Below are 20,507 nucleotides of genomic sequence, written 5' to 3' on the forward strand. Positions count from 1 at the left end.
TCAAGTGCCGGACATCGGCATGCCCAGCAGGCGGGCGGGATCGAAAAGAGGCAGGTCGGGCTCCTGGCCGAGGATGTGCTGGGCCATGATCCGGCCCATGAACGGGCCGCTGGTGTAGCCCGAGTGCGCGCTGCCGACCACATAGGCCTGCGGCACGCCGGGCACGTCGCCGATGATGGGCATCGCATCCGCGGTCTCGGCCTCGAGGCCGAGCCAGATGCGCGCGATGCGGGCTTCGGCCAGCGCCGGTACCGCGTAGGCCGCGAGGCGCACGTTGCCCACCAGGTTCTGCGGGCGGGCCTCGACGCCGCCGCGCTCTCGGTCGCCATCGCCCTGCCAGCCGCCGCCGATCAGCACGGTGCCGTTGGCGAACTGCTTGAGCGAGAGCAGACCGCTCGCGACGCTGAGCACGGTGCGCATCACGGGGCGGATGCGCTCGGTGATGATGAGTTGGTTGATCAACACCTTGATCGGAATCTGCACGCCGAGCCAGGCCAGCATGTTCTGGATCCACACGCCGCCGGCCAGCACCACCCGCTTCGCGTGCAGCGGTGCGCGGCCGGCGGCGGCGTCGAGACGAATCACGTGGCCCGCATCGCCCGAATCGATGGCCGCAACCGGCGCGTTTTCGAGCACCTCGACGCCGGCGTGCGTGAGCGCATGGCGGAACGCCCGGCCCGTGAGGTAGGCGCTTGCGAAACCATCGATCTCGCAGTAACCCGCCTTCAGCAGGCCGGAATGCAGGCCGGGCTCGATCTCCCGCGCACGCTCGGGCGTGATCACCTCGATCGGCGCGCCATACGCGCGGCGGGCCTTGGCGCGCAATTCGACCAGTTCGCACTCCGCCTCGGTGAAGGCCAGCGTGAGCCCGGGCACGTGGGTCGCGAGCACCCCCATGCCGAGCCACTTCTCCGCATCCATCCACATCTGCCACGCGCGCATGGCATAGGGCACGAGCGCGGCGCGCGTCATGTGCAGCGTGAGCGTGCCGGCGTTGACGCCCGAGGCTTCGCGGCACAGCGGTCCGCGATCGACCACCGCCACCCGCATGCCGCCCTCGGCCAGATGCAGGGCGGTGGCGCAGCCCATGACCCCGCCGCCGATCACGACCGCGTCGTAGGCCGCCGCATGGCGCGTGGCCTCGCTCACAGCGGGGCCGCCTTCGGAATGGGGATGTCGGCGTAGGTGTAGTCGCCCGCCACCTCGGCGAGCGAGACCGGACGCAGCGGCGCGCGGCCCGTGAAGCAGCCCACTGCCTCGCGACTGCCGACATGCGCTGCGAGCAGTGCCCCGGCCACATCGCCGCAGCTTCGGCCCTGGCACGGTCCCATGCCGCAGCGGGTCCAGGCCTTGAGCTGGTTCATGTCGCGTGCACCGTCGCGCGCTGCCGCATCGATCTCGGCGCGGGTCACGTCTTCGCAGCGGCACACGATGGTGTCCGCGGCAATGCCGGCAACCGTGCCTTCGCGGAGTGCCATCAGGCCCGCCATCGCACGCCCGAATCGTGCAGGCCTGTGCCATTGCGCCAGCAGGCGGGCGCGTTCGCTTGCATGGACCTCTGGCACCAGCCGGCCGAGGTCGTGCGCACAGGCCAAGGCTGCCAGTTCGCCATGGGCGCCGGCCGCGGCGGCGCCGGCAATGCCCGCGCCGTCCCCTGCGACGTAAAGGCCCGCGACCGAGCTGCGGCCGTCGGCGTCGGTGTCGGCGATCCAGCCGCCGCGTTCCGCGGCATAGCGATGGCGGGCGCGCAGCAGCCGGGTCACGTCGGTGCCCGGTACCAGGCCGTGCCCGACCGTCACGCCGTCGGCCACGAACACGGCTGACGGGACATCGGCAATCGGCTTGCCGGCCGCATCGACACGCAGCGCACGTACCTGAAACCCATTGCCCACCGCCTGGACGGAATGGATGCCGTGCCGGTGGAGCACCGGCACACCGGCGATGCGCAGGCTGGCGTACCACTGCGCCCCTCGCCACAGCAGATCGGGGCGGCCAGTGAGCGACGGCAGCGCACGCAGCCAGTCGGCCTGCCCGGCCAGGTCGAGCACCGCGGCCACCTCGCCGCCTGCCTTGAGGATCCCGTTCGCCACCGCCAGCAGCAGCGGCCCGCTGCCTGCCACCACCGTACGGCGCCCCGGCAGCATGTTCTGCGACTTGAGCAGGATCGTCGCGGCGGCCAGGCCCATGACGCCCGGCAGGGTCCAGCCGGGAAAGGGCACGACGCGCTCGGTCGCTCCTGTCGCCACCAGCAGCGCACGCGGCTGCCAGCTGACGGTGCCATCCGGACCGATCAGGTCGGTGCGCAGACTCGTACCGACGTTCCACACCTTGTGGCCGAAGAGGCAGCGCACGCCGGCCCGGCGCAGTTCTTCGCGCAGGGCATCGCCCTGCCTCGCCTCGGTCGACAGCGCGGTGCCGCTTGCACGTGTGAATCCTGCGGGAAGCGGCCGCCACACCTGCCCGCCCGCGTCGTGGTTCTCGTCGACCAGCAGTACGCTGAGGCCGCAGCCCTGCGCGCGCAGCGCCGCCCGCGCGCCGGCCGGACCGGCACCGATCACGAGCAGATCGACGGACTGGAGCGCTGCCTCAGCCATGACGCTCTTCCCTGAAGGGGAGCGTTTCGACCTCCAGCCCGCCGGCCACCGGCACCTGGCAGGCGAGCAGCTTGCGCGCACCGACCCACACCAGGCATTCCTGGCAGGAGCCCATGAGGCAGAACAGGCCGCGGGGCGCCCCGTCGCGCGGACTGCACCGCAGCTCGCGCCGGCCCGCCGCGAACAGCGCCGCGGCGACGCTTTCGCCCCCGAATGCCCGGACGGTGCAACCATCGACAAGGAACTGCACCGCCGGCCCCCGCTGCACCGCCTGATCGGCACGCAGTGCCGCAGGCGCGGAATAGGAAGACTTCGTCATGAAGAAAAAGCGTCGGATGAGCGATTGAAACAAGCCGGGCAAGTCCAGGCTGGACCCGCTGGATTTTATTGTATACATTTCATATATCGATGTTATTTCTTTTGCAGACATCGATCGAACTGGCATTCGTCTTGCGTTCGTTCCCGCTCTGCGAACCGCGATCGGCGGTTCGATCCAACCATCCATCTCTAGGAGTTCTTCTCGATGAAGCAAATCAGGAACGCAGTCCGCCGCACCTTGCTGGCGGCCGGATCGCTCGCACTCGGCTCGACCCTGCTGGGGCTGCCGGCGTCCGCGTCGGCGCGAACGCTCGACGAGATCGTTGCCAGCAAGAAGATCGTCATCGGCGTCAATCCCACGCTGCCGCCGCTGGGCATCTTCAACGACAAGAATGAGATCGATGGTTTCGACGTCGAAATCGCACGCAAGCTCGGCGAGCTGCTGGGCGTGAAGACCGAAATCGTGCAGGTCGGCTCGCCCGATCGCATTCCCTTCGTGAGCAGCGGCAAGATCGATGCCGTGCTCGGCGCCATGACGATCACGGCCGAACGCCAGAAAGTCATCGACTTCACCGTGCCGCTGCACACCGAGGTGTTGGGCGTCCTGACGACCAAGGCCAAGCCGTACAAGGACTGGATGGAGCTCAACGACCCCTCGGTCAAGCTGGTCGAGGTGCGCGGCGCCACCCCCGTGAAACTGGTGCAGGAGAAGCTGCCCAAGGCCCAACTGCTGCTGCTGGACAACTACCCCGACGCGGTGCGTGCGATCGCCCAGGGCCGCGCCGACGCGATGATCGACGTGATGGACTTCATGACCGAGCACACCGCCAAGCACAAGATCGACTGGCGCATCGTGGACGCGCCCATCGACGTCTATTTCTGTGCCATCGGCGTGCAGAAGGGCAACGACGCGCTGCGCGAGAAGCTGAGCGGCGCGATCAAGGAACTGCACCGCAACGGTTATGTGGACGAGCGCTGGAAAAAATGGTTCGGCGGCCCCATGCTGCATGACCCGCGCACCGCGCCGAGCTACAAGTAGGCGTCGCGCCGAATGATCCCGCGCCGCGCGCAGCCTGCCTGCGCGCGGCGCGCATGCACGACCGAGATCCCATGCAATTCGACTACACCCCGGTCCTCGAACGTCTGCCCTACCTCATCGGCGGTGCGTGGCTGAGCCTGCAGATCGCCTTTCTCGCTTTCGCTTTCGGCATGCTGATCGGCCTGGGCGGCGCGTCGGTGCGCGCCTACGGCCCGCGCTGGGCGCGCCGCATCGTCGGCGCCTACGTGGTGTTCTTCACCAACACGCCGCAGCTGGTGCAGATCTTCTTCATCTTCTTCGCACTGCCTGACGCGGGCATCCTGCTGTCGCCCTACCAGGCGGTGCTGATCGGTATGACGCTCAATGCCGGTGCCTACCTCACCGAGATCCAGCGCGCGGGCTTCGAATCGGTGCGCCTGCCCGAGCTCGAGGCGGCGGAGACGCTGGGCTTTTCGCGCCTCCAGACCATCCGCCACGTGATCGTGCCGCACATCGTGCGCGTGCTGTTCCCGCCGCTTTCGAACCAGTACATCCTGATGACGCTCGGCACCTCGATGGCCGCTGTGTTCGGGGTCGAGGAACTCACCGGCCGGGCCTTCAACATCAACTCCGAAACCTTCCGCTCGATCGAGGTGTTCTCGGTCGCCGCGGTGCTCTACATCGTGATCACGCTGATCGCGACGCTGTCGCTCGCCTTCGTCGGCAAGCGCTTCTTCCGCGCCAAGATGAGGTGGTTCTGATGTGGGACCAGATCATCGAAGAGCTGCCGCGCTTCTTCGGCTACTACAACCTGATCTTCTTCGCCAAGGCACTGGGCGCGACCTTCGCGCTGTCGGCCATCGGCTGCATCGTGGGCTTCTCGCTCGGCTTCGTGCTCGCGGCCGTGCGCCTGAGCACGCGGCCTGCGGCGAGGCCGCTGCGCGTGGCGGTGACGATCTTCACCGAGCTGTTCCGGCGCATCCCCTTCCTCGTGACGCTGATGCTGGTGTTCTTCATCTTCCAGGGGATGCATGCGGACCTCAGCATGTTCGCGGTGGCGCTGATCAGCGTGTGCCTGATCGCCACGGCCTTCATCGCCGAGATCGTGCGCAGCGGGCTCGAATCCGTGCACCGCAACCAATGGGACGCCGCCATCACGCTGAACTTCAGCTACCTGCAGACGCTGCGCCTGGTGATCGTTCCGCAAGCCTGGAAGATCATCCTGCCGCCGGTGTTCGGCTTCTTCGTGCTGTTCATCAAGGACACGGCGCTCGCATCGCAGATCGGCGTGGTCGAACTGGCCTTCGCCGGCAAGACGATGAACAACAAGGGCTTCTCGGCCACGCTCGTCTACGGCACGGTGCTCGCCCTCTATTTCATGCTGTCCTATCCGCTGGCGCGTTTCGGCAAATACCTGGAGAGAAAGCTTGCCCCAACTCGAAATCGTTGACCTCAAGGCCAACTATGGCGCGCACACCGTGCTCGAGCGCATCAACCTGTCGGTCGAGAAGGGCGAGATCGTCAGCCTGATCGGACCCTCGGGCTCCGGCAAGAGCACGCTGCTGCGCGTGCTGATGGGTTTGCTGCCGCCGATTTCCGGCCAGGTGCGCATCGACGGCCAGGCGCTCGACTACAACGACCGCGGGCAGCTGCGCCGCATCCGCTCGCAGATGGCGATCGTGTTCCAGCAGTACAACCTGTTCCAGAACATGACGGTGCTCGACAACGTGACCGTCGCCCCCATCAAGGTGAAGGGGCGGCCGCGCAAGCAGGTGGAAGCCTATGCGACGCAACTGCTCGAAAAAGTCGGCATGGGCAGCAAGCTGCAGTCCTACCCCGACCAGCTGTCGGGCGGCCAGCAGCAGCGCGTGGCCATCGCACGTGCGCTCGCGCTGCAGCCCGGCATCGTGCTGCTCGACGAGGTGACGGCTGCGCTCGACCCGGAGCTCGTCAACGAGGTGCTGGACACGGTGCGATTGCTGGCAGCCGACGGCATGACCATGTTCATCGTCTCGCACGAGATGGGGTTCGTGCGCGAAGTGTCGAGCAAGGTCGTGTTCATGGACGGCGGGCAGGTGGTCGAGGTCGGCGACCCGAAGCAGATCTTCGATCAGCCCCGCGAAGCGCGCACGCGCGAGTTCGTCGGGAAGATCCTGCGGCACTGACCGCGTTCGCCCGGGCTATGGCGAGAACTCGCTCACCAGCCCGTTGCTGAGCCGCGAGAGCGTGTAGCGCGCGAGATTTCGCAGGTGCGCCACCACGGCCTCCTCGGCCGCCTTTTCGTTGCCCGCGATGTACGCGTCCAGGATGGCCAGATGCTCCTTGCGGTCGTCCTCGATGCGCTTGAAGGGATCGACCACCTCGAACAGGCGGCACAGCACGCGCAGATGGGCGATGGTGTCGGCCAGCATCGCATTGCCGGAGGCGCGCGCGAACAACCCGTGGATCTCGTCATCGGCCTGCCAGTGGCTGGAGCCCTGCTGGCTCGAGTCCAGCGACAGGATGCTGGCGCGCAGGTTCCGCACCTCTTCGGCCGGCACGCGCCCCATGGCAAGCGACACCGCCTGCGACTCCAGGCGTTCGCGCACCTGCAGGCACTGGAAGTAATGCGACGCCGCGATGCGCCGCACCGCATAGGAGCGCGCATTGGCCCGCACCAGCAAACCCTCGCCTTCGAGCCGCAGCAGGGCCTCGCGCAGCGGCGTGCGCGACATCTGGAGCCGCTCGGCCAAGCGCCCTTCGACCAGCACTTCCCCACCCGACAGCTCCCGCTCGAGAATGAGCCGCCGCACGACGGCATAGGCCCGATCGGTCAGGTTCGTCGACAACTCGGCCGGCGCCTCGGGCGCCGCGGCCTTGCGCGACGGCTTTGCAGGCGTGGCATCGGCAGCCGCGCGAGCGGCGGATTTCTTCGGCCGACCGGGCTTCCTGGCCTCCTCATGCACCGGCGCCTTGGCCGTGACTTTGGATTTCATATGCTTTGTCTACAAATTGTGTGCAATCGAGCGATGCCACAGCATACGGTGTTCTCGCGACCGGCGCCAAGCGCCTGCCTCAATCCTTCACCGGCCCGCGCAGGCTCTTGATCTCCGAACGCTGGCTCTTGCCCTCGAGCCGCCGCTGCTTCGCGCCATAGCTGGGCTTGGTCGGCCGGCGCACGCGCGGCGGCGTGGCGACGCTGTCGACCAGCTCCTGCAGCCGCGCCAGCGCGTCGGCGCGGTTCATGTCCTGGCTGCGGTGCTTCTGCGCCTTCAGCACCAGCACGCCTTCCTGCGTGATGCGGCTGTCGCGCAGCGCGAGCAGGCGTTCCTTGACGTCTTCGGGCAGCGAGCTCGCCGCGATGTCGTAGCGCAGGTGCACCGCGCTCGATACCTTGTTGACGTTCTGCCCGCCCGCGCCCTGCGCGCGGATGGCGCTGAACTCGACTTCCAGAGGGTCGATGAGGATGGGCGGACGCGGCGCGGGCATCCGCTATTTTGGCTTGCGCGGTGGTGCCTTCATCTCGAGCCGGTTGACGCTGACCCGCGGTGAGTCCATATTCATCGCAGGAGGTGTGATGCCGTGCCTGCCGTTCGCCCCGCCGCGGTCGCGGGGACTTTCTACCCCGGCGATGCGCTGCAGCTGCAGCGCGAGGTCGGCGATTGCCTCGCCGCTGCCGGCAGCGCTGTCGCCGAGTCCACGAAGCCACCGAAGCTGCTGATCGTTCCGCACGCCGGCTATGTGTATTCCGGCGCCGTCGCGGCACAAGCCTATGCCCTGCTCGCACCATGGCGCGAGCGGATCACGCGTGTCGTGCTGCTCGGTCCGGCCCATCGCTGCGCGGTGCGCGCGCTGGCGGCACCGGAAGCGGACGCCTTCGATACGCCGCTCGGTCGCATCGCACTGGAACATGCGTCCCTGGCCCTGCTCGGCAGCCCGCCGCAGGTCGTGCACGACGACTGGCCTCACGCCTTCGAGCATTCGCTGGAGGTGCAACTGCCGTTCCTGCAGACGGTGCTGAACAACTTCGCGCTGGTCCCCCTGCTCGTCGGCAACGCAAGTCCCTCCGAGGTCGCGGAGATTCTGGAACGGCTGTGGGGCGAAGACGAAACGCTGATCGTCGTCAGCTCCGACCTGTCGCACTACCTGCCGTACGCGCAGGCCCAGGCGCGCGACCGCGCGACGGTGCAGCGCATCCTCGCCTTCGACGGCGCCCTGGTTCCCGAAGAGGCTTGCGGCGCACGGGCGATCAACGGTGCGCTGCAGGCGGCACGCAGCCACCGCCTGCAGCCGCGCCTGCTGGACCTGCGCAATTCCGGCGATACCGCGGGAGACCGCCGCCGCGTGGTCGGCTACGCGGCGATCGCGTTCGAGGCGCCGGCATCATGAGCGCGAGCCATCCCGGGCGCTGGTGGCACAGGTTGGACGACGGGCGCATCCAGTGCGACCTGTGTCCGCGCGACTGCCGGCTGCACGAAGGCCAGCGCGGGATGTGCTTCGTGCGCCAGCGTGTCGGCGACGAAATAGTGCTGACGACCTACGGGCGCAGCTCGGGCTTCTGCCTCGACCCGATCGAGAAGAAGCCGCTGAACCATTTCCATCCCGGCTCCAGCGTGCTCTCCTTCGGCACCGCCGGCTGCAACCTGGCATGCAAGTTCTGCCAGAACTGGGACATCTCCAAGAGCCGCGAGATGGACCGGCTGATGGATGCCGCATCGCCGCAACGCATCGCCGAGCTGGCGCGCCAGCGCGGCGCCCTGAGTGTGGCCTTCACCTACAACGACCCGGTGATCTTCGCCGAGTACGCGATGGACGCCGCCGATGCCTGCCATGCGCTGGGCCTGTTCAGCGTCGCCGTGACTGCGGGCTACATGCACGCCGCGCCGCGGCGCGAGTTCTACGCCAGGATGGACGCGGCCAATGTCGACCTCAAGGGCTTCACCGAAGCCTTCTATTTCCAGCAGACCGGCGCCCACCTCGCGCCGGTGCTCGACACCCTGCAGTACCTGCGCCACGAGACGAGCTGCTGGTTCGAGATCACGACGCTCTTGATCCCCGGCCACAACGACAGCGATGCCGAGATCGAGGCGATGAGCCGCTGGATCGCCGAGCACCTCGGGCCGGACGTGCCGCTGCACTTCACCGCCTTCCATCCGGACTACAAGATGATGGACGTGCTGCCGACGCCGCCTGCCACGCTGACGCGCGCCCGCGCCATCGCGCTCGCCAACGGGCTGAACCATGTCTACACCGGCAATGTCCACGACGTGGAAGGCGGGACGACCTGGTGCCCGCATTGCCGCGCGCCGCTGGTGCGCCGCGACTGGTATCTCGTGCTGGACTGCGAACTCGATGCGCGCGGCGAATGCCCGCACTGCGGCACGCCGATCGCAGGCCGCTTCGGCGCCTTCAGCCACGGCTTCGGCCGGCGGCGCATCCCGGTGCGGGCAGCGCAATCACTGCCATCATAAAGGAGACCTCCATGAGCCTGACCCTCACTTCCACCGCGTTCGCACCGGACGGCGCGATACCGCCCATCCACACCTGCGAAGGCAAGGACGTGTCGCCGCCGCTGGCGTGGAGCGGCGCACCCGCGGCGACCGTGAGCTTCGCGCTCATCGTCGACGACCCGGATGCGCCCGATCCGGCGGCGCCCAAGATGACATGGGTCCACTGGGTGCTCTACAACATCGGCGCGGAGGCCGGCGAGCTTCCCGAAGCGGTCAAGCCGGCGGCATTGCCGGCGGGCACGCGCGAGGGCGTCAACGACTGGGGCCGCACGGGCTATGGCGGGCCTTGCCCGCCCATCGGCCGCCACCGCTACTTCCACAAGCTCTACGCGCTCGACGCCGTGCTGCCGGAACTCGAGCGCCCGGACAAGGCCACGCTCGAGAAGGCGATGAAGGGACACGTGCTCGCACAGGCGGAGCTGGTGGGCACGTACGAGAAGCGTCGATAGGCGCTACTTCAGCGCCGCCTCCACCGCCAGCGCCACCGCGGCCAGCCGCGCATCGTCGCCCTGCACCGAGGAGAGCATGAGTCCCACCGGCAATTCGCCCGCGCGGTGGCAAGGCAGGCTGAAGGCGCAGCCGTCGAGGTAGTTGATCGCAAAGGTGTTGCGCAGCAGCAGGCCGTTGGCCTTGAAGAAAGCCTCGTCCGAGCGCACCAGTTCGTCGATCGGCGGCGCGACGATGGGCACCGTCGGGCACAGCAGCGCATCGAAGCCTTCGAGCGCGCGCTCGGTGCGCGCGATCCAGGCGCGGCGCTTGTCCTGCATCGCGATGTAGTCTGCCGCGCTCGCCGCGGCACCGGTCGCGATGCGCGCGGCCACGCGCGGGTCGAATCGCTCGCGCGCCTGCGCCAGGCGCTCGCGATGCACCGCATGCGCCTCGACCGCCGAGAAGCCGCCGGGCGCGTTGAGCTGCGCGATCTCGGCCAGTTCCGGCAACCCGATGTCGACGATCAGCGCGCCGGCCGCGGACAGGATCTTCAGCGCACGGTCGAAGGCGCTGGCCACCGCGGGCTCGATGCCGTCGAACATCAGCGTCTGCGGCACGGCGAAGCGCATGCCCGCGAGCGGCCGTTGCCGCACGGCCAGCGGCGCATCGGCGATGGCGGCGTCGACCCGCAGGCAGTCCTTCACGCTGCGCGCCATCGCGCAGACCGTGTCGAGCGTGCGCGACAGCTCCAGCGCGCCGGTGCGTGGCGTGCGCGCCTGTGTGCTCTTGAAGCCGACCAGCCCGCAGAGCGCGGCCGGAATGCGGATCGAGCCGCCGGTGTCCGAGCCCAGGCCGGCGACCGCCAGCCCCAGCGCCACCGACACGGCGGCGCCCGAGGAGGAGCCGCCCGGGATGCGCGCCACCGCGGCGTCCGCCGGATTGCGCGGCGTGCCGTGGTGCGGATTGATGCCCACGCCCGAGAAGGCGAACTCCGTCATGTTGGTCTTGCCGACGATGGCGGCGCCGTTCGCGCGCAGCCGCGCCACGGCCGGCGCGTCGGCCACAGCCGGCAGCTCGTCGCGGCAGACGATGGAGCCGGCCATGGTGGTCTCCCCGGCCACGTCGTAGAGATCCTTGACCGACACCGGCAGGCCGGCGAGCGCAGGCAGCGCGACGCCCGCGCGCAGCGCCGCATCGGCATGGCGCGCCGCGGCCAGCGCGGCCTCGGCATACAGCTGCGTGAACACATGCTGCGCGCCCGAGGCCGCGGCGCCTTCCAGCGCCTGGGCGACGAGATGCTCATGCGAGAGTTCGTCGCGCGCCATGCGGCTGCGCAGCGCGGCGATCGTCTCGCCACTCATCACGCCACCACCGGCAGCGGCTGGACCGCATAGCGATGCACGATGCTGCGCTTCAGGCGCGGATCGTGGATCTCGATCTCCATTTCGGGCGCGGGCCGGATGCCCTCGCCGCGTGCGTTTGGCAGCGCGCCCAGCGTGCCGCAGGTCATGAAGCATCCCTCTTCGCTGTCTTCGAAAATGCCGTCGCGCAGCGAAGCGAGCGGCCGGATCGCCGCCAGGCTGCCCTGCTGGTAGCTCACCCACTTCCCATCCTCGAGGATGCGCGAGCGCAGCTGCAGTTCGTCCTGGTAGTGGGCCACGTCGGCCCAGCGCCATGCGGCCGTGGCCACCGGCTTGGCGCACATCTGCTTGGAGACCGCGACCGAGTAGCCCTCCACCTTGCGGTCGGTGTGGTCCGAGCCGACGCTGAGCCACCATTCGCCGCGCGCGAAGAACAGCACCGGCTCGGCCTCGCCGGAACTCTGCTCGCCGAGCGCCTCGATCGCGGGCGCCTGCGTCAGCAGGTTGGCGCCGACGCGGTAGTAGAGCGGCACGCCCGAGGGACGCGGCACGCCGATGGCCTCCAGCTCCTCGATGTGGTGTGCGATGGCGGCGGCGTCGCGGCCGGTCCAGCCCGCGACCACCAGGCGTTGCGGCGCGCTGGTGATCAGTTGCGCGGAGCGCGTGCCGTCGGCAGCGACCGACTCGCAGGCGAAATGAAGCTTCGATGACATGAATGAAAGTCCTAAATAAGCACGCCCGGCAGCCACAGCGCGATGGCGGGGAACACCATCAGCACGATGATCGCGAGCATGTAGACGCCCATGAAAGGCAGAACGCCGGAGAACACGTCGGTGATCGGCCCGGGCTGCCGTCGCATGCCCTGCAGCACGTAGAGCACGGTGCCGTCGGGCGGGCTGATCATCGCGATCTCGACCAGCATGGTGATCACCACGCCGAACCACACCGGGTCGTAGCCCAGCGCCGTCACCACCGGAAAGAGCAGCGGGATGGTGGTGATCACCATCGACATGCCTTCCATGAAGGTGCCCAGCGCGAGGTAGAAGCCGATGATCACCAGCATGATCACCCAGCCCGGAAAGGGCAGCCCCGTGAGGAACTTCGCCAGCATCTGCGGAATGCCCAGCGAGGAGAGGATGTAGTTGAGGAAGTAGGCGCCGAACAGGATCAGCGCGATCATCGAGGTGGTGCGCGCGGTGGCGCGCATCGATTCCGCCATCATCTTCCACGTCAGCTTGCGGTCGGCCAGCGCCAGCACCACGCTGCCGGCCACGCCCAGCGCGGCCGATTCGGTGGGCGTGGCCCAGCCGGCGTAGATGGTGCCGAGCACCAGTGCGATCAGCAGGGCCGTCGGCACCAGATCCGACAGGCTCGCGATGCGATGCTTCCAGGTGATGGCCTTGGAAGCCGCGTCGCCGTGCAGCTCGAGCTTGAAGCTGTAGTAGAGGATCACCGCCGTGAACAGCAGCACCACCAGGATGCTCGGCCCCACCGCAGCGAGGTAGAGCGCACCCACCGAGGTCTCGGTGATCAGCCCGTAGATGATGAAGGTGATGCCCGGCGGGATCAGGTTGCCCAAGGCACCACCGGCCGCCAGCGAGCCCAGCACCAGCTTCGGGGGGTAGTGGCTCTTCTCGAAATACGGCAGCGCGACCGAGCCCATGGTCGCGGCCGTCGCCACGCTGGAGCCGGCCACCGCCGAGAACACGCCGCAGGCCATGACGTTGGTGTGCAGCAGGCCGCCGGGCAGTCGGCCCATCCAGATGTTGAGCGCGCGGTAGAGCCGCTCGGAGAGCCCGGCGCGCAGCATGATCTCTCCCATCAGCAGGAAGAGCGGGACCGACACCAGCACGAAGTTGGTCGAGGGCCCCCAGATCATTTCGCCGATGAAGTTCCAGAACGGCCGGTCCGACAGGCCGAAACCCGCCAGCAGCGAGAGCACGGCCAGCGCGGCGCCGACATAGATCCCGCCCGCGAAGAAGCCGACGAAGGCGAGCAGCACCGCGGCCAGCGCCCACCAGGGCACGCCGGCCGAGGCCACGGCGGCGGCATGGCCCTGCACGCCGAACAAGGAAGCGCCGCCGATCAGGAGGCCGATCGCGACGATGAAGACGATGGCGATCATCGGGTGGCTCCTGCGGCGGCGACGGGCTGCATGCCCTGCTGCGCTTCGGCCACGGCCTCGAGCGTTTCGGCGGCTTCGTCGATGTAGGTGCGCGCCATCAGCATGCGGTCCATCGCATCGGCATCGCCGATCGCCAGCTGGCGCAGCGCGCGCGCCGCGATGGCCAAACCGGCCAGGAGCAGCAGCGCCAGGCCCGCGGCCCACAAGCCCTGCGGAATCGCCAGCGGCGTGTGCAGCGCCGACAAGTCGGTGGCGCCGAAGTCCCACGAGTCCTTGGCGAGCGAGAACGCGCCCCAGGCGAAGAAGCCGGTGGCGACCAGCAGCGCGAGCAGCGAAGCGAGGTGCAGCCACACGCGCATCTTCAGCGGCAGCTTCTGCACCAGCACGTCGATGCGCACATGGCCGCGCTCGAACAGCGTGCCGGCCAGGCCCCAGCTCATGCCGATGGCCATCAGATAGCCGGTCACTTCGGTTGTCGCCTCGGTCGAGAAGCCCAGCAGGCGCCGCGCGCCGATGTCGAAGCAGATCAGCACCGTGATGACCAGGTAGCACCAGCCGGCGATGGTCATCGCCTTGCCGCTGACCCATTCGAGCGCGCGGAACATCAGCGGCTCGCGGCGTACTTGATGCCGGTGATCGGCGCGATCACGTCGTTGTAGACCGCCACGCAGCGTTCGCCGCAGCGCTTGATCCAGCCGGGCAGCACGTCATCGGCGAGCTGCTTCTTGAGGGTGGCGCTCACGTCGCCCTGCGGCTTGCCCTCCACCATCGGCTTCTTGACCAGCGTGTGCAGCTTGCAATCGGCCGCGCGGCCGACATTGCAGGCGATGCCGTCGTTGGTGGCTTCGACACCGAGCTTCCACTGCGCCTCCTGCACTTCGGACATCGTCTTCTCGAACTGCGCGCGCACGGCGGGGTCGAGCTTGTTCCACCAGGCCAGGTTGACGAAGTAGCCCGAGGTGGACCACGAAAGCGGCAACGTGTAGAGGTGCGTCGTGACCTCGGGCCACTTCACGCCGTTGCCCGACCCCGCGCCGGTGATGCCGCAATCGACCGTGCCGCGCTCCAGCGCGGTGTAGACCTCGCCGAAGGCCAGCGACACGGGCTGCGCGCCCAGGCCCTTCATGAGGTCGGCCGCCGAGGGACCGTTGGTCCGCACTTTCAGGCCCTTCAGGTCCGCGAGGCTCGCCACCGGCTTGCGGCAGAACAGCATCTGGCCTGAGAAGGGATAGGTCGCGACCAGCTTGATGCCCAGGCGTTCGAGTTCCTTGTTGGCGACCGGCACCATCGCATCGGCCACCTTGCGGGCCTGCGCGATGTCGGCGTTCATGCCGGCCAGGTCCACGCCGTCGAGCATGGGCACGTCGCCCGACACGGTGGTCAGCGGCGCGGCGGCGATGTCGACCTGGCCCGAGCGCACCAGGCGCAGCACTTCGGGGCCGTTGACGTTGCGTTCGGGCCAGGACGAGAGCGTGACTTCCACGCGCCCGTTGGTGGCCTTGGTCATGCCGTCGCGCAGCATCGGCTGGTCGACCTTGGTGTACTGCGGCAGGTTGGGCGCCACCTGGGTAATGGCCTGCACGGCGATCTTCGGACCGGCGGGCACCTGGGCGAAGGCAGACACGGCAGCCAGCATCGCGGCGGCTGCGAGGCATGCAAGAGGAGGCAGGGAACGCTTCATCGGGAACTCCTGGAGGGAAAACGAAGAAAGGGAACGAACGATCGGGGAGCGGCAGGCCGGTCGCTGCCTCACCCGTAGTACTGGAACTCGAGCAGCACGCAGCCCACCGGCGACGCGAAGGGGCCGTGCCAGACCCCCGGCGGGCGGCAGGCGAAGGTGTAGGGGCCGAAGGCTTCGCCGCCCTGCCCTTCGGCATTGCAGCCGACCACGAGTTCGCCTTCGACGATGAAGACCTCCTCGTGGAAGTCATGGATCACCGGCCGGTCGATCAGCGCGCCGGCGGCCCAGCGTGCGAGCCGCGTGCGCGAGCCGGTGCGGGCCGCCGCGTCGAGGTTGTCGGCGAGCACCAGTTCCTCGATGCGGCCGGCGGAAGAAGGCACCGGCACCCAGGCGGTCGATGCCGCATCGAGCCGGATCGCGAAGAACTCGCGATGTAATTTGCTTGACATGGCCTTGTGCATGGCGCGCAGTGTTGTCGCGCACCCCCGCCCGGTCAAACGGGAAATTTTTTTGGAGGCCGATAGGATTTTCTGATGCACGGCCCTGGCGCATGCCGCCGCCCCAGCAACGGGCGCGCGGTGTACCGAATGAGGGCAGACTCTAGGGCGCGAGCACGTCGTCGCGGCTGTTGGCGACGAACTGGTCGCAGGCCGCCTGGGCCATGTTGACCAGCGCCTCGGCCAGCGGCGAGGCGGGTTCCAGCCGCATGCTGGCAACCAGCGGCAGCGGGATCGGCAAGGGGTCGACGTCGAGCACCACGAGGCGCCCGAGGCGCAAGTCTTCCTGGATCACGGCGAGCGGCAGCAAAGCCGTGCCGAAGCCCGTGCGCGCGAGGTCGACCATGGCGCCCAGCGACGAGAAGTAGCTCACGCGCAGATTGGCGCAGCCGCTCGCGCCCTGTGCGATGTTGCGGTAGACGCCCGACTCGCGATGGAAGGAAATGATGGGCTGCTCGGCGATGTCGGCAAAGGACAGCAGCTTGCGCGCCGGCAGCTTCAGCGCCAGGCTCGGGCTCGCGACCCAGCGCATCGCGAAGTTCACCATGCGCCGGTTGTCGATGAAGCCCGGCGTGATCTCCTCGGAGAGGATGGCGCAGTCCAGCGTGCCGCGCAGCAGGTCGTCGCGCAGGTGCGGCGTGATGTCCGAGTCGAGCTCAAGCGTGGCGTTGGGGTAGCGCTCGGCAAAGCGCGACAGCAGGTCGGGCAGCCAGGTATGGACCACCGTCTCGATCACGCCGATGCGCAGCATGCCGGAGAAGGCATCGGCCTGGCCCATGGCACCGATCATGCGTGCCTGCATCTCGATCATGCGTTCCGCATAGGGCATGAGCTCGGTGCCGTGGTAGGTGAGCATGACGCCGCGGTGCTCGCGGTCGAAGAGCTTGACGCCGAACTGCTGCTCCAGCGTGGCGATGCGGCTGGAGATGCCGGCCTGCGTGGTGTGCATCTTGTCGGCAGCCGCCTTGAAGCTGCCGAGCTTGGCAACCCAGACGAAGGCCTCGAGAAAACGCACGTTCATGGGCGGAGTCTAGGCGACCCGCCGCAGTGCGGACGATGGGGGGTTCTACTCGCCGCGCGACACCGGACGGGCTTCCACGTCCGTCACACGGCCCGGATCGCGCAGGCGAACGGGGCTGTCGGCGGCTTCGCCGTGCGCTCGCGCCGCAGCCACGTCGGCCGCGGTGGGCTCGGCCGGGCGCGCTGCAGCCCGAAAGCGATCGAAGCCGTGGCGTGGATCGAAGCGCATCACCCACGGCTGGACCGGCTGCCCCGTGAGACGTGCCCAGCCATAGCGCAGGCCCCAGACCGCCGCCAACAGCAGCACGGCAACTGCGAGGCTGGCCGCGAACAAGAGGCCCAAGAAGAAAAGAACGAGGCGCAAAAGAAAGTTGAGCATCGAAGTTAGGCCACGGCCTCCAGGCTTTGTTCCCCGGCCTTGCGGAAGCTGAACTGCCCCGGCGCCTGGATCGGGTCGGTGGTGACGACGATCGTATCCTTCGGCCCGAAGCTGCCGTCGAGCAGCAGCTTCGAGAGCGGGTTCTCGATGCGCTGCTGGATGGCGCGCTTGAGCGGCCGGGCGCCGAACACCGGGTCGAAGCCGACCTTGGCGATCTCCGCCAGCGCCGCCGGCGACACCTCGAGCCCGAGGTCCATCTTGACCAGGCGCTCCTGCAGCACCTTGAGCTGGATGGCCGCGATCGCCTCGATATTCTTGGCGTCGAGCGCATGGAACACCACGGTCTCGTCGATGCGGTTCAGGAACTCGGGGCGGAAGTAGTTCTTCAGCTCGTCCCAGACCGCGTCCTTGATCTCTTCGTTCGGCCGGCCCACCATCGCCTGGATGATCGGCGAGCCGATGTTGCTGGTCATCACGATCACCGTGTTCTTGAAGTTCACGGTGCGGCCCTGGCCGTCGGTCAGGCGACCGTCGTCAAGCACCTGCAGCAGGATGTTGAAGACGTCAGGATGCGCCTTCTCGACCTCGTCGAGCAGGAGCACGCTGTAAGGCTTGCGGCGCACCGCTTCGGTCAGGTGGCCGCCCTCCTCGTAGCCCACGTAGCCGGGCGGCGCGCCGATCAGGCGCGCGACCGAATGCTTCTCCATGAACTCGCTCATGTCGACGCGGATCAGGTGGTCTTCGCTGTCGAACAGGAAGCCCGCGAGCGCCTTGCACAGCTCGGTCTTGCCCACGCCCGTCGGGCCGAGGAACAGGAAGGAGCCGGTCGGGCGGTTCGGGTCCGCGAGGCCCGAGCGCGAGCGGCGAATCGCGTTGGCGACCGCGCCGATGGCCTCGTCCTGGCCGACCACGCGCTCGTGCAGCTTCTCTTCCATCATGAGCAGCTTGTCGCGCTCGCCTTGCATGAGCTTGGCCACCGGAATGCCGGTGGCGCGCGCCACGACTTCGGCGATCTCCTCGGCGCCGACCTGCGTGCGCAGCAGCGTGGGCGCGCTGGACTTGCCCTTGTTGGCCTCGGTGTCCTGCGCTTCCTTCAGGCGTTTCTCCAGGCCCGGCAGCTTGCCGTACTGCAGCTCGGCGACCTTGTTGAAGTCGCCCTTGCTGGTGAACTCGGCGATCTGGAACTTGATCTTGTCGATCTCTTCGCGGATCTGCGCGCTGCCCTGGGCCTGCGCCTTCTCGGCCTGCCAGATCTCGTCGAGATCCGCGATTTCCTTCTGCAGGCGCTCGATCTCGCCCTCGATCAGCGCCAGGCGCTTCTGCGAGGCCTCGTCCTTCTCGCGGCGCACGGCTTCGCGCTCGATCTGCAGCTGGATCAGGCGGCGATCGAGCCGGTCCATCACCTCGGGCTTGGAGTCCATCTCGATCTTGATCTTGGCCGCGGCCTCGTCGATCAGGTCGATGGCCTTGTCGGGCAGGAAGCGATCGGTGACATAGCGGTCGGACAGCTCCGCCGCGGCGACGATCGCCGGGTCGGTGATATCGACGCCGTGGTGCACCTCGTACTTTTCCTTCAGGCCGCGCAGGATCGCAACCGTCGCCTCCACGCTGGGCTCGCCCACCAGGATCTTCTGGAAGCGGCGCTCCAGCGCGGCATCCTTCTCGATGTACTTGCGGTATTCGTCGAGCGTGGTGGCGCCCACGCAATGCAGCTCGCCGCGCGCGAGCGCGGGCTTGAGCATGTTGCCGGCGTCCATCGCGCCCTCGGCCTTGCCGGCGCCGACCATGGTGTGCAACTCGTCGATGAAGACGATGGTCTGGCCCTCGTCCTTCGCGAGCTCGTTGAGCACGGTCTTCAGGCGCTCCTCGAATTCGCCGCGGTACTTGGCACCGGCGAGCAGCGCCGCCATGTCGAGCGAGAGCACGCGCTTGCCCTTGAGCGACTCGGGCACCTCGCCGGCGACGATGCGCTGCGCCAGGCCTTCGACGATGGCGGTCTTGCCGACACCGGGCTCGCCGATCAGCACGGGGTTGTTCTTGGTGCGGCGTTGCAGCACCTGGATGGCGCGGCGGATTTCCTCGTCGCGGCCGATCACCGGATCGAGCTTGCCGAGGCGAGCGCGCTCGGTGAGGTCCAGGCAGTATTTCTTGAGCGCTTCGCGCTGGCCCTCGGCATCGGCGCTATTCACGCCCTGCCCGCCCCGAACAGCATCGATAGCGGCTTCGACCGATTTGCGCGTCACGCCGTGGCTGCGCGCCAGGTTGCCGATCTCGGCCTTGCTGTCGGCCAGCGCGAGCAGGAAGAGCTCCCCGGCGATGAACTGGTCGTTGCGCTTGATGGCTTCCTTCTCGGTCGCCTGCAGCAGCTTGCCCAGCTCGGGGCCGACCTGAACCTGGTCATGGCCCTGCACCTGCGGCAGCTTCTTGATCGCCGCTTCGGCGGCCTGCAAGAGGCCCGGCACGTTGGCGCCGGCGCGCTCGAGCAAGGCCCGCGGGCCGTCGTCCTGGCGCAGCATGGCCACCAGCAGGTGGAGCGGTTCGATATAGGGGTTGTCGTTGCCGAGAGCGAGCGATTGCGCGTCGGCGAGGGCTTCCTGGAATTTGGTTGTGAGTTTGTCTTGGCGCATGAATGACTCCGATTCCCCGGCATGTAGGGGTGGGCGGCACCGAATTCAAGCGGAAAGCAACGACCCTACACCTAAACAGGCAGCGAGGAAAAGAAGTCCATGATCTCGCGCCCCAGCGCCTCTTCGCCGCTGTTGAAGTGGGCCATGACGGACATGTGGTTATGGCCTCGCATCTGCAGAAAACGCGGTGCGCGCCGGCGCGCGTCGGCCAGGCGGTGGGCGAATTCGAGCCCGTAGACATCGAGCAGGGGGTTCTCGAACTCGGCGATCACGATGAAGGCGGGGATGTCGCTCAAGCCCGCAAGGCGCATCGGCGAGCGCGCTGCATAGAGCGAAACGTCGTCGCCGAAGTAGGCACGGACGCCCGGCGCATTGGGGTTCTCGGGCGATTGGTCGGCCTGGAGGCGCGCCGAGACGAGCACTACGGCCCGCGCATGGCATCCGCCCGGCTGCAGATCCGGATCGAATGCGTAGTTCGCCACATGCGTCCCGCCCGCGGAATGGCCGATCAGCATCATGCGGGACGGATCGCCTCCGTAATCCGCCACCTGCGCATGCAGCCAGGCCATGGCCTGGGCCACGTCGCGCGCACCGCCGGGGTAAGGCGCCTCGGGCGCCAGCCGGTACTCGATATTGACGCCGACGAAGCCCTGCCGCGCGAACCAGTGAAGCACGTTGTCGTAGAGCTCTGCGCTCGTGCACTTGTCGCCGCGCACGAAGGCGCCGCCATGGACGAAGGCCACCACGGGCGCATGCCTCGCGCCGCTCGGGCGAAAAATGTCGAGCACCTGGCGTGCGTGCGTGCCGTAGGCCAGGTTCCGCGCCACCGCCACGCCATTTTTGGGAGCGCTCGCGAGCAGCGGTGCGTAGGCGTCCTTAACGCGTTGGCTGTGCCCTGGGAGATCGAGCGCCCAGCGCGGGCCGATCTCGGCCATCAGCGCGCGCAGGGTTTCGGGACCCTCGATCATT

At 68.1% G+C, this 20,507-nt stretch carries 22 protein-coding genes; 7 read left to right on the forward strand and 15 right to left on the reverse strand.

The features are described from left to right. Genes ACSQ86_RS18475 through ACSQ86_RS18485 form a run of 3 tightly spaced genes read right to left on the reverse strand, consistent with a single transcriptional unit; the run spans position 1 to position 2,913 of the window. Positions 1 to 1,149: an NAD(P)/FAD-dependent oxidoreductase gene (locus ACSQ86_RS18475; RefSeq protein ID WP_436309385.1), complete on the reverse strand. Its 1,149-nt coding sequence runs from the start codon at positions 1,147 to 1,149 to the stop codon at positions 1 to 3. Next, positions 1,146 to 2,594, reverse strand: coding sequence for an FAD-dependent oxidoreductase (locus ACSQ86_RS18480; protein WP_436304644.1), 1,449 nt, complete (start codon positions 2,592 to 2,594; stop codon positions 1,146 to 1,148). The genes ACSQ86_RS18475 and ACSQ86_RS18480 overlap by 4 nt, the downstream gene beginning before the upstream one ends. Beyond that, complete coding sequence (locus ACSQ86_RS18485) at positions 2,587 to 2,913, reverse strand: (2Fe-2S)-binding protein (RefSeq protein WP_436304645.1); 327 nt, start codon at positions 2,911 to 2,913, stop codon at positions 2,587 to 2,589. The genes ACSQ86_RS18480 and ACSQ86_RS18485 overlap by 8 nt, the downstream gene beginning before the upstream one ends. Before the next feature lie 204 nt (positions 2,914 to 3,117). Here ACSQ86_RS18485 and ACSQ86_RS18490 point away from each other — a divergent pair, with 204 nt between their 5' ends. The 4 genes from ACSQ86_RS18490 to ACSQ86_RS18505 all read left to right on the forward strand — a co-directional run bounded on the left by ACSQ86_RS18490 (position 3,118) and on the right by ACSQ86_RS18505 (position 6,095). Next, positions 3,118 to 3,951, forward strand: coding sequence for a transporter substrate-binding domain-containing protein (locus ACSQ86_RS18490; RefSeq protein ID WP_436304646.1), 834 nt, complete (start codon positions 3,118 to 3,120; stop codon positions 3,949 to 3,951). A 71-nt stretch (positions 3,952 to 4,022) separates the two neighbouring features. Further along, a complete protein-coding gene (locus ACSQ86_RS18495) occupies positions 4,023 to 4,691 on the forward strand; it encodes an amino acid ABC transporter permease (RefSeq protein WP_093109793.1) in 669 nt (222 codons plus the stop codon). Then, positions 4,691 to 5,380: an amino acid ABC transporter permease gene (locus ACSQ86_RS18500; RefSeq protein ID WP_436304647.1), complete on the forward strand. Its 690-nt coding sequence runs from the start codon at positions 4,691 to 4,693 to the stop codon at positions 5,378 to 5,380. The genes ACSQ86_RS18495 and ACSQ86_RS18500 overlap by 1 nt, the downstream gene beginning before the upstream one ends. After that, entirely contained in the window at positions 5,358 to 6,095 is a 738-nt protein-coding gene (locus ACSQ86_RS18505) for an amino acid ABC transporter ATP-binding protein (protein WP_436304648.1), read from the forward strand. The genes ACSQ86_RS18500 and ACSQ86_RS18505 overlap by 23 nt, the downstream gene beginning before the upstream one ends. Positions 6,096 to 6,110: 15 nt before the next feature. Here the strand turns inward: ACSQ86_RS18505 and ACSQ86_RS18510 are convergent, their stop codons facing one another. Both ACSQ86_RS18510 and arfB read right to left on the reverse strand, forming a co-directional pair. Continuing rightward, positions 6,111 to 6,905, reverse strand: a complete 795-nt coding sequence (locus ACSQ86_RS18510) for a GntR family transcriptional regulator (RefSeq protein WP_436309386.1) — start codon at positions 6,903 to 6,905, stop codon at positions 6,111 to 6,113. Between the two features lie 79 nt (positions 6,906 to 6,984). Continuing rightward, on the reverse strand, positions 6,985 to 7,398 hold the full coding sequence (gene arfB / locus ACSQ86_RS18515) for an alternative ribosome rescue aminoacyl-tRNA hydrolase ArfB (RefSeq protein WP_436304649.1): 414 nt from the start codon (positions 7,396 to 7,398) through the stop codon (positions 6,985 to 6,987). 93 nt (positions 7,399 to 7,491) lie between these two features. Between arfB and amrB the strand changes: the two genes are divergently transcribed. Genes amrB through ACSQ86_RS18530 form a run of 3 tightly spaced genes read left to right on the forward strand, consistent with a single transcriptional unit; the run spans position 7,492 to position 9,868 of the window. Continuing rightward, complete coding sequence (gene amrB / locus ACSQ86_RS18520; RefSeq protein WP_436304650.1) at positions 7,492 to 8,298, forward strand: AmmeMemoRadiSam system protein B; 807 nt, start codon at positions 7,492 to 7,494, stop codon at positions 8,296 to 8,298. Then, positions 8,295 to 9,380: an AmmeMemoRadiSam system radical SAM enzyme gene (amrS, locus tag ACSQ86_RS18525; protein WP_436309387.1), complete on the forward strand. Its 1,086-nt coding sequence runs from the start codon at positions 8,295 to 8,297 to the stop codon at positions 9,378 to 9,380. The genes amrB and amrS overlap by 4 nt, the downstream gene beginning before the upstream one ends. A gap of 11 nt (positions 9,381 to 9,391) precedes the next feature. Further along, positions 9,392 to 9,868, forward strand: coding sequence for a YbhB/YbcL family Raf kinase inhibitor-like protein (locus ACSQ86_RS18530; RefSeq protein ID WP_436309388.1), 477 nt, complete (start codon positions 9,392 to 9,394; stop codon positions 9,866 to 9,868). A 3-nt stretch (positions 9,869 to 9,871) separates the two neighbouring features. On the opposite strand, the gene ACSQ86_RS18535 is transcribed toward ACSQ86_RS18530, so the two are convergent. The 10 genes from ACSQ86_RS18535 to ACSQ86_RS18580 all read right to left on the reverse strand — a co-directional run bounded on the left by ACSQ86_RS18535 (position 9,872) and on the right by ACSQ86_RS18580 (position 20,506). Further along, positions 9,872 to 11,209, reverse strand: coding sequence for an amidase (locus ACSQ86_RS18535; protein WP_436309389.1), 1,338 nt, complete (start codon positions 11,207 to 11,209; stop codon positions 9,872 to 9,874). After that, on the reverse strand, positions 11,209 to 11,922 hold the full coding sequence (locus ACSQ86_RS18540) for a DUF2848 domain-containing protein (protein WP_436309390.1): 714 nt from the start codon (positions 11,920 to 11,922) through the stop codon (positions 11,209 to 11,211). Before ACSQ86_RS18540 ends, ACSQ86_RS18535 begins: the two co-directional genes overlap by 1 nt. An 11-nt stretch (positions 11,923 to 11,933) precedes the next feature. Continuing rightward, complete coding sequence (locus ACSQ86_RS18545) at positions 11,934 to 13,334, reverse strand: TRAP transporter large permease (RefSeq protein ID WP_093109802.1); 1,401 nt, start codon at positions 13,332 to 13,334, stop codon at positions 11,934 to 11,936. After that, positions 13,331 to 13,939 carry a TRAP transporter small permease subunit gene (locus ACSQ86_RS18550; protein ID WP_093109803.1) on the reverse strand — a complete coding sequence of 203 codons (609 nt, stop codon included), beginning with the start codon at positions 13,937 to 13,939 and terminating at the stop codon, positions 13,331 to 13,333. The genes ACSQ86_RS18545 and ACSQ86_RS18550 overlap by 4 nt, the downstream gene beginning before the upstream one ends. Beyond that, positions 13,939 to 15,015 (reverse strand): TRAP transporter substrate-binding protein, encoded by a 1,077-nt coding sequence (locus tag ACSQ86_RS18555; protein WP_436304656.1) that lies wholly within the window; start codon positions 15,013 to 15,015, stop codon positions 13,939 to 13,941. Before ACSQ86_RS18555 ends, ACSQ86_RS18550 begins: the two co-directional genes overlap by 1 nt. A gap of 68 nt (positions 15,016 to 15,083) precedes the next feature. Next, a complete protein-coding gene (locus tag ACSQ86_RS18560) occupies positions 15,084 to 15,464 on the reverse strand; it encodes a cupin (RefSeq protein WP_436304657.1) in 381 nt (126 codons plus the stop codon). A 151-nt stretch (positions 15,465 to 15,615) separates the two neighbouring features. Continuing rightward, positions 15,616 to 16,533 carry a LysR family transcriptional regulator gene (locus tag ACSQ86_RS18565; protein WP_093109806.1) on the reverse strand — a complete coding sequence of 306 codons (918 nt, stop codon included), beginning with the start codon at positions 16,531 to 16,533 and terminating at the stop codon, positions 15,616 to 15,618. A gap of 45 nt (positions 16,534 to 16,578) precedes the next feature. Then, positions 16,579 to 16,911: a hypothetical protein gene (locus tag ACSQ86_RS18570; RefSeq protein ID WP_436309391.1), complete on the reverse strand. Its 333-nt coding sequence runs from the start codon at positions 16,909 to 16,911 to the stop codon at positions 16,579 to 16,581. 5 nt (positions 16,912 to 16,916) lie between these two features. Further along, the gene (gene clpB, locus ACSQ86_RS18575; RefSeq protein WP_436304659.1) at positions 16,917 to 19,538 is read right to left on the reverse strand and encodes an ATP-dependent chaperone ClpB; all 2,622 of its coding nucleotides are present in this window, start codon (positions 19,536 to 19,538) and stop codon (positions 16,917 to 16,919) included. Between the two features lie 71 nt (positions 19,539 to 19,609). Continuing rightward, positions 19,610 to 20,506 (reverse strand): alpha/beta hydrolase, encoded by an 897-nt coding sequence (locus ACSQ86_RS18580; protein WP_436304660.1) that lies wholly within the window; start codon positions 20,504 to 20,506, stop codon positions 19,610 to 19,612. Position 20,507: the final 1 nt, after the last annotated feature.

Source organism: Variovorax sp. LjRoot130 (genome assembly GCF_964253755.1).
In the GTDB taxonomy this organism is placed as follows: Bacteria; Pseudomonadota; Gammaproteobacteria; order Burkholderiales; family Burkholderiaceae_C; genus Variovorax.

What these genes read in the sequence shown, in the direction of transcription:
- ACSQ86_RS18480 (WP_436304644.1), bottom strand. Translation starts at nt 2,594, where the DNA reads ATGGCTGAGGCAGCGCTCCAGTCCGTCGATCTGCTCGTGATCGGTGCC.
- ACSQ86_RS18485 (WP_436304645.1), bottom strand. Translation starts at nt 2,913, where the DNA reads ATGACGAAGTCTTCCTATTCCGCGCCTGCGGCACTGCGTGCCGATCAG.
- ACSQ86_RS18490 (WP_436304646.1), top strand. Translation starts at nt 3,118, where the DNA reads ATGAAGCAAATCAGGAACGCAGTCCGCCGCACCTTGCTGGCGGCCGGA.
- ACSQ86_RS18495 (WP_093109793.1), top strand. Translation starts at nt 4,023, where the DNA reads ATGCAATTCGACTACACCCCGGTCCTCGAACGTCTGCCCTACCTCATC.
- ACSQ86_RS18500 (WP_436304647.1), top strand. Translation starts at nt 4,691, where the DNA reads ATGTGGGACCAGATCATCGAAGAGCTGCCGCGCTTCTTCGGCTACTAC.
- ACSQ86_RS18510 (WP_436309386.1), bottom strand. Translation starts at nt 6,905, where the DNA reads ATGAAATCCAAAGTCACGGCCAAGGCGCCGGTGCATGAGGAGGCCAGG.
- arfB (WP_436304649.1), bottom strand. Translation starts at nt 7,398, where the DNA reads ATGCCCGCGCCGCGTCCGCCCATCCTCATCGACCCTCTGGAAGTCGAG.
- amrS (WP_436309387.1), top strand. Translation starts at nt 8,295, where the DNA reads ATGAGCGCGAGCCATCCCGGGCGCTGGTGGCACAGGTTGGACGACGGG.
- ACSQ86_RS18530 (WP_436309388.1), top strand. Translation starts at nt 9,392, where the DNA reads ATGAGCCTGACCCTCACTTCCACCGCGTTCGCACCGGACGGCGCGATA.
- ACSQ86_RS18535 (WP_436309389.1), bottom strand. Translation starts at nt 11,209, where the DNA reads ATGAGTGGCGAGACGATCGCCGCGCTGCGCAGCCGCATGGCGCGCGAC.
- ACSQ86_RS18540 (WP_436309390.1), bottom strand. Translation starts at nt 11,922, where the DNA reads ATGTCATCGAAGCTTCATTTCGCCTGCGAGTCGGTCGCTGCCGACGGC.
- ACSQ86_RS18545 (WP_093109802.1), bottom strand. Translation starts at nt 13,334, where the DNA reads ATGATCGCCATCGTCTTCATCGTCGCGATCGGCCTCCTGATCGGCGGC.
- ACSQ86_RS18550 (WP_093109803.1), bottom strand. Translation starts at nt 13,939, where the DNA reads ATGTTCCGCGCGCTCGAATGGGTCAGCGGCAAGGCGATGACCATCGCC.
- ACSQ86_RS18555 (WP_436304656.1), bottom strand. Translation starts at nt 15,015, where the DNA reads ATGAAGCGTTCCCTGCCTCCTCTTGCATGCCTCGCAGCCGCCGCGATG.
- ACSQ86_RS18560 (WP_436304657.1), bottom strand. Translation starts at nt 15,464, where the DNA reads ATGTCAAGCAAATTACATCGCGAGTTCTTCGCGATCCGGCTCGATGCG.
- ACSQ86_RS18565 (WP_093109806.1), bottom strand. Translation starts at nt 16,533, where the DNA reads ATGAACGTGCGTTTTCTCGAGGCCTTCGTCTGGGTTGCCAAGCTCGGC.
- ACSQ86_RS18570 (WP_436309391.1), bottom strand. Translation starts at nt 16,911, where the DNA reads ATGCTCAACTTTCTTTTGCGCCTCGTTCTTTTCTTCTTGGGCCTCTTG.
- clpB (WP_436304659.1), bottom strand. Translation starts at nt 19,538, where the DNA reads ATGCGCCAAGACAAACTCACAACCAAATTCCAGGAAGCCCTCGCCGAC.
- ACSQ86_RS18580 (WP_436304660.1), bottom strand. Translation starts at nt 20,506, where the DNA reads ATGATCGAGGGTCCCGAAACCCTGCGCGCGCTGATGGCCGAGATCGGC.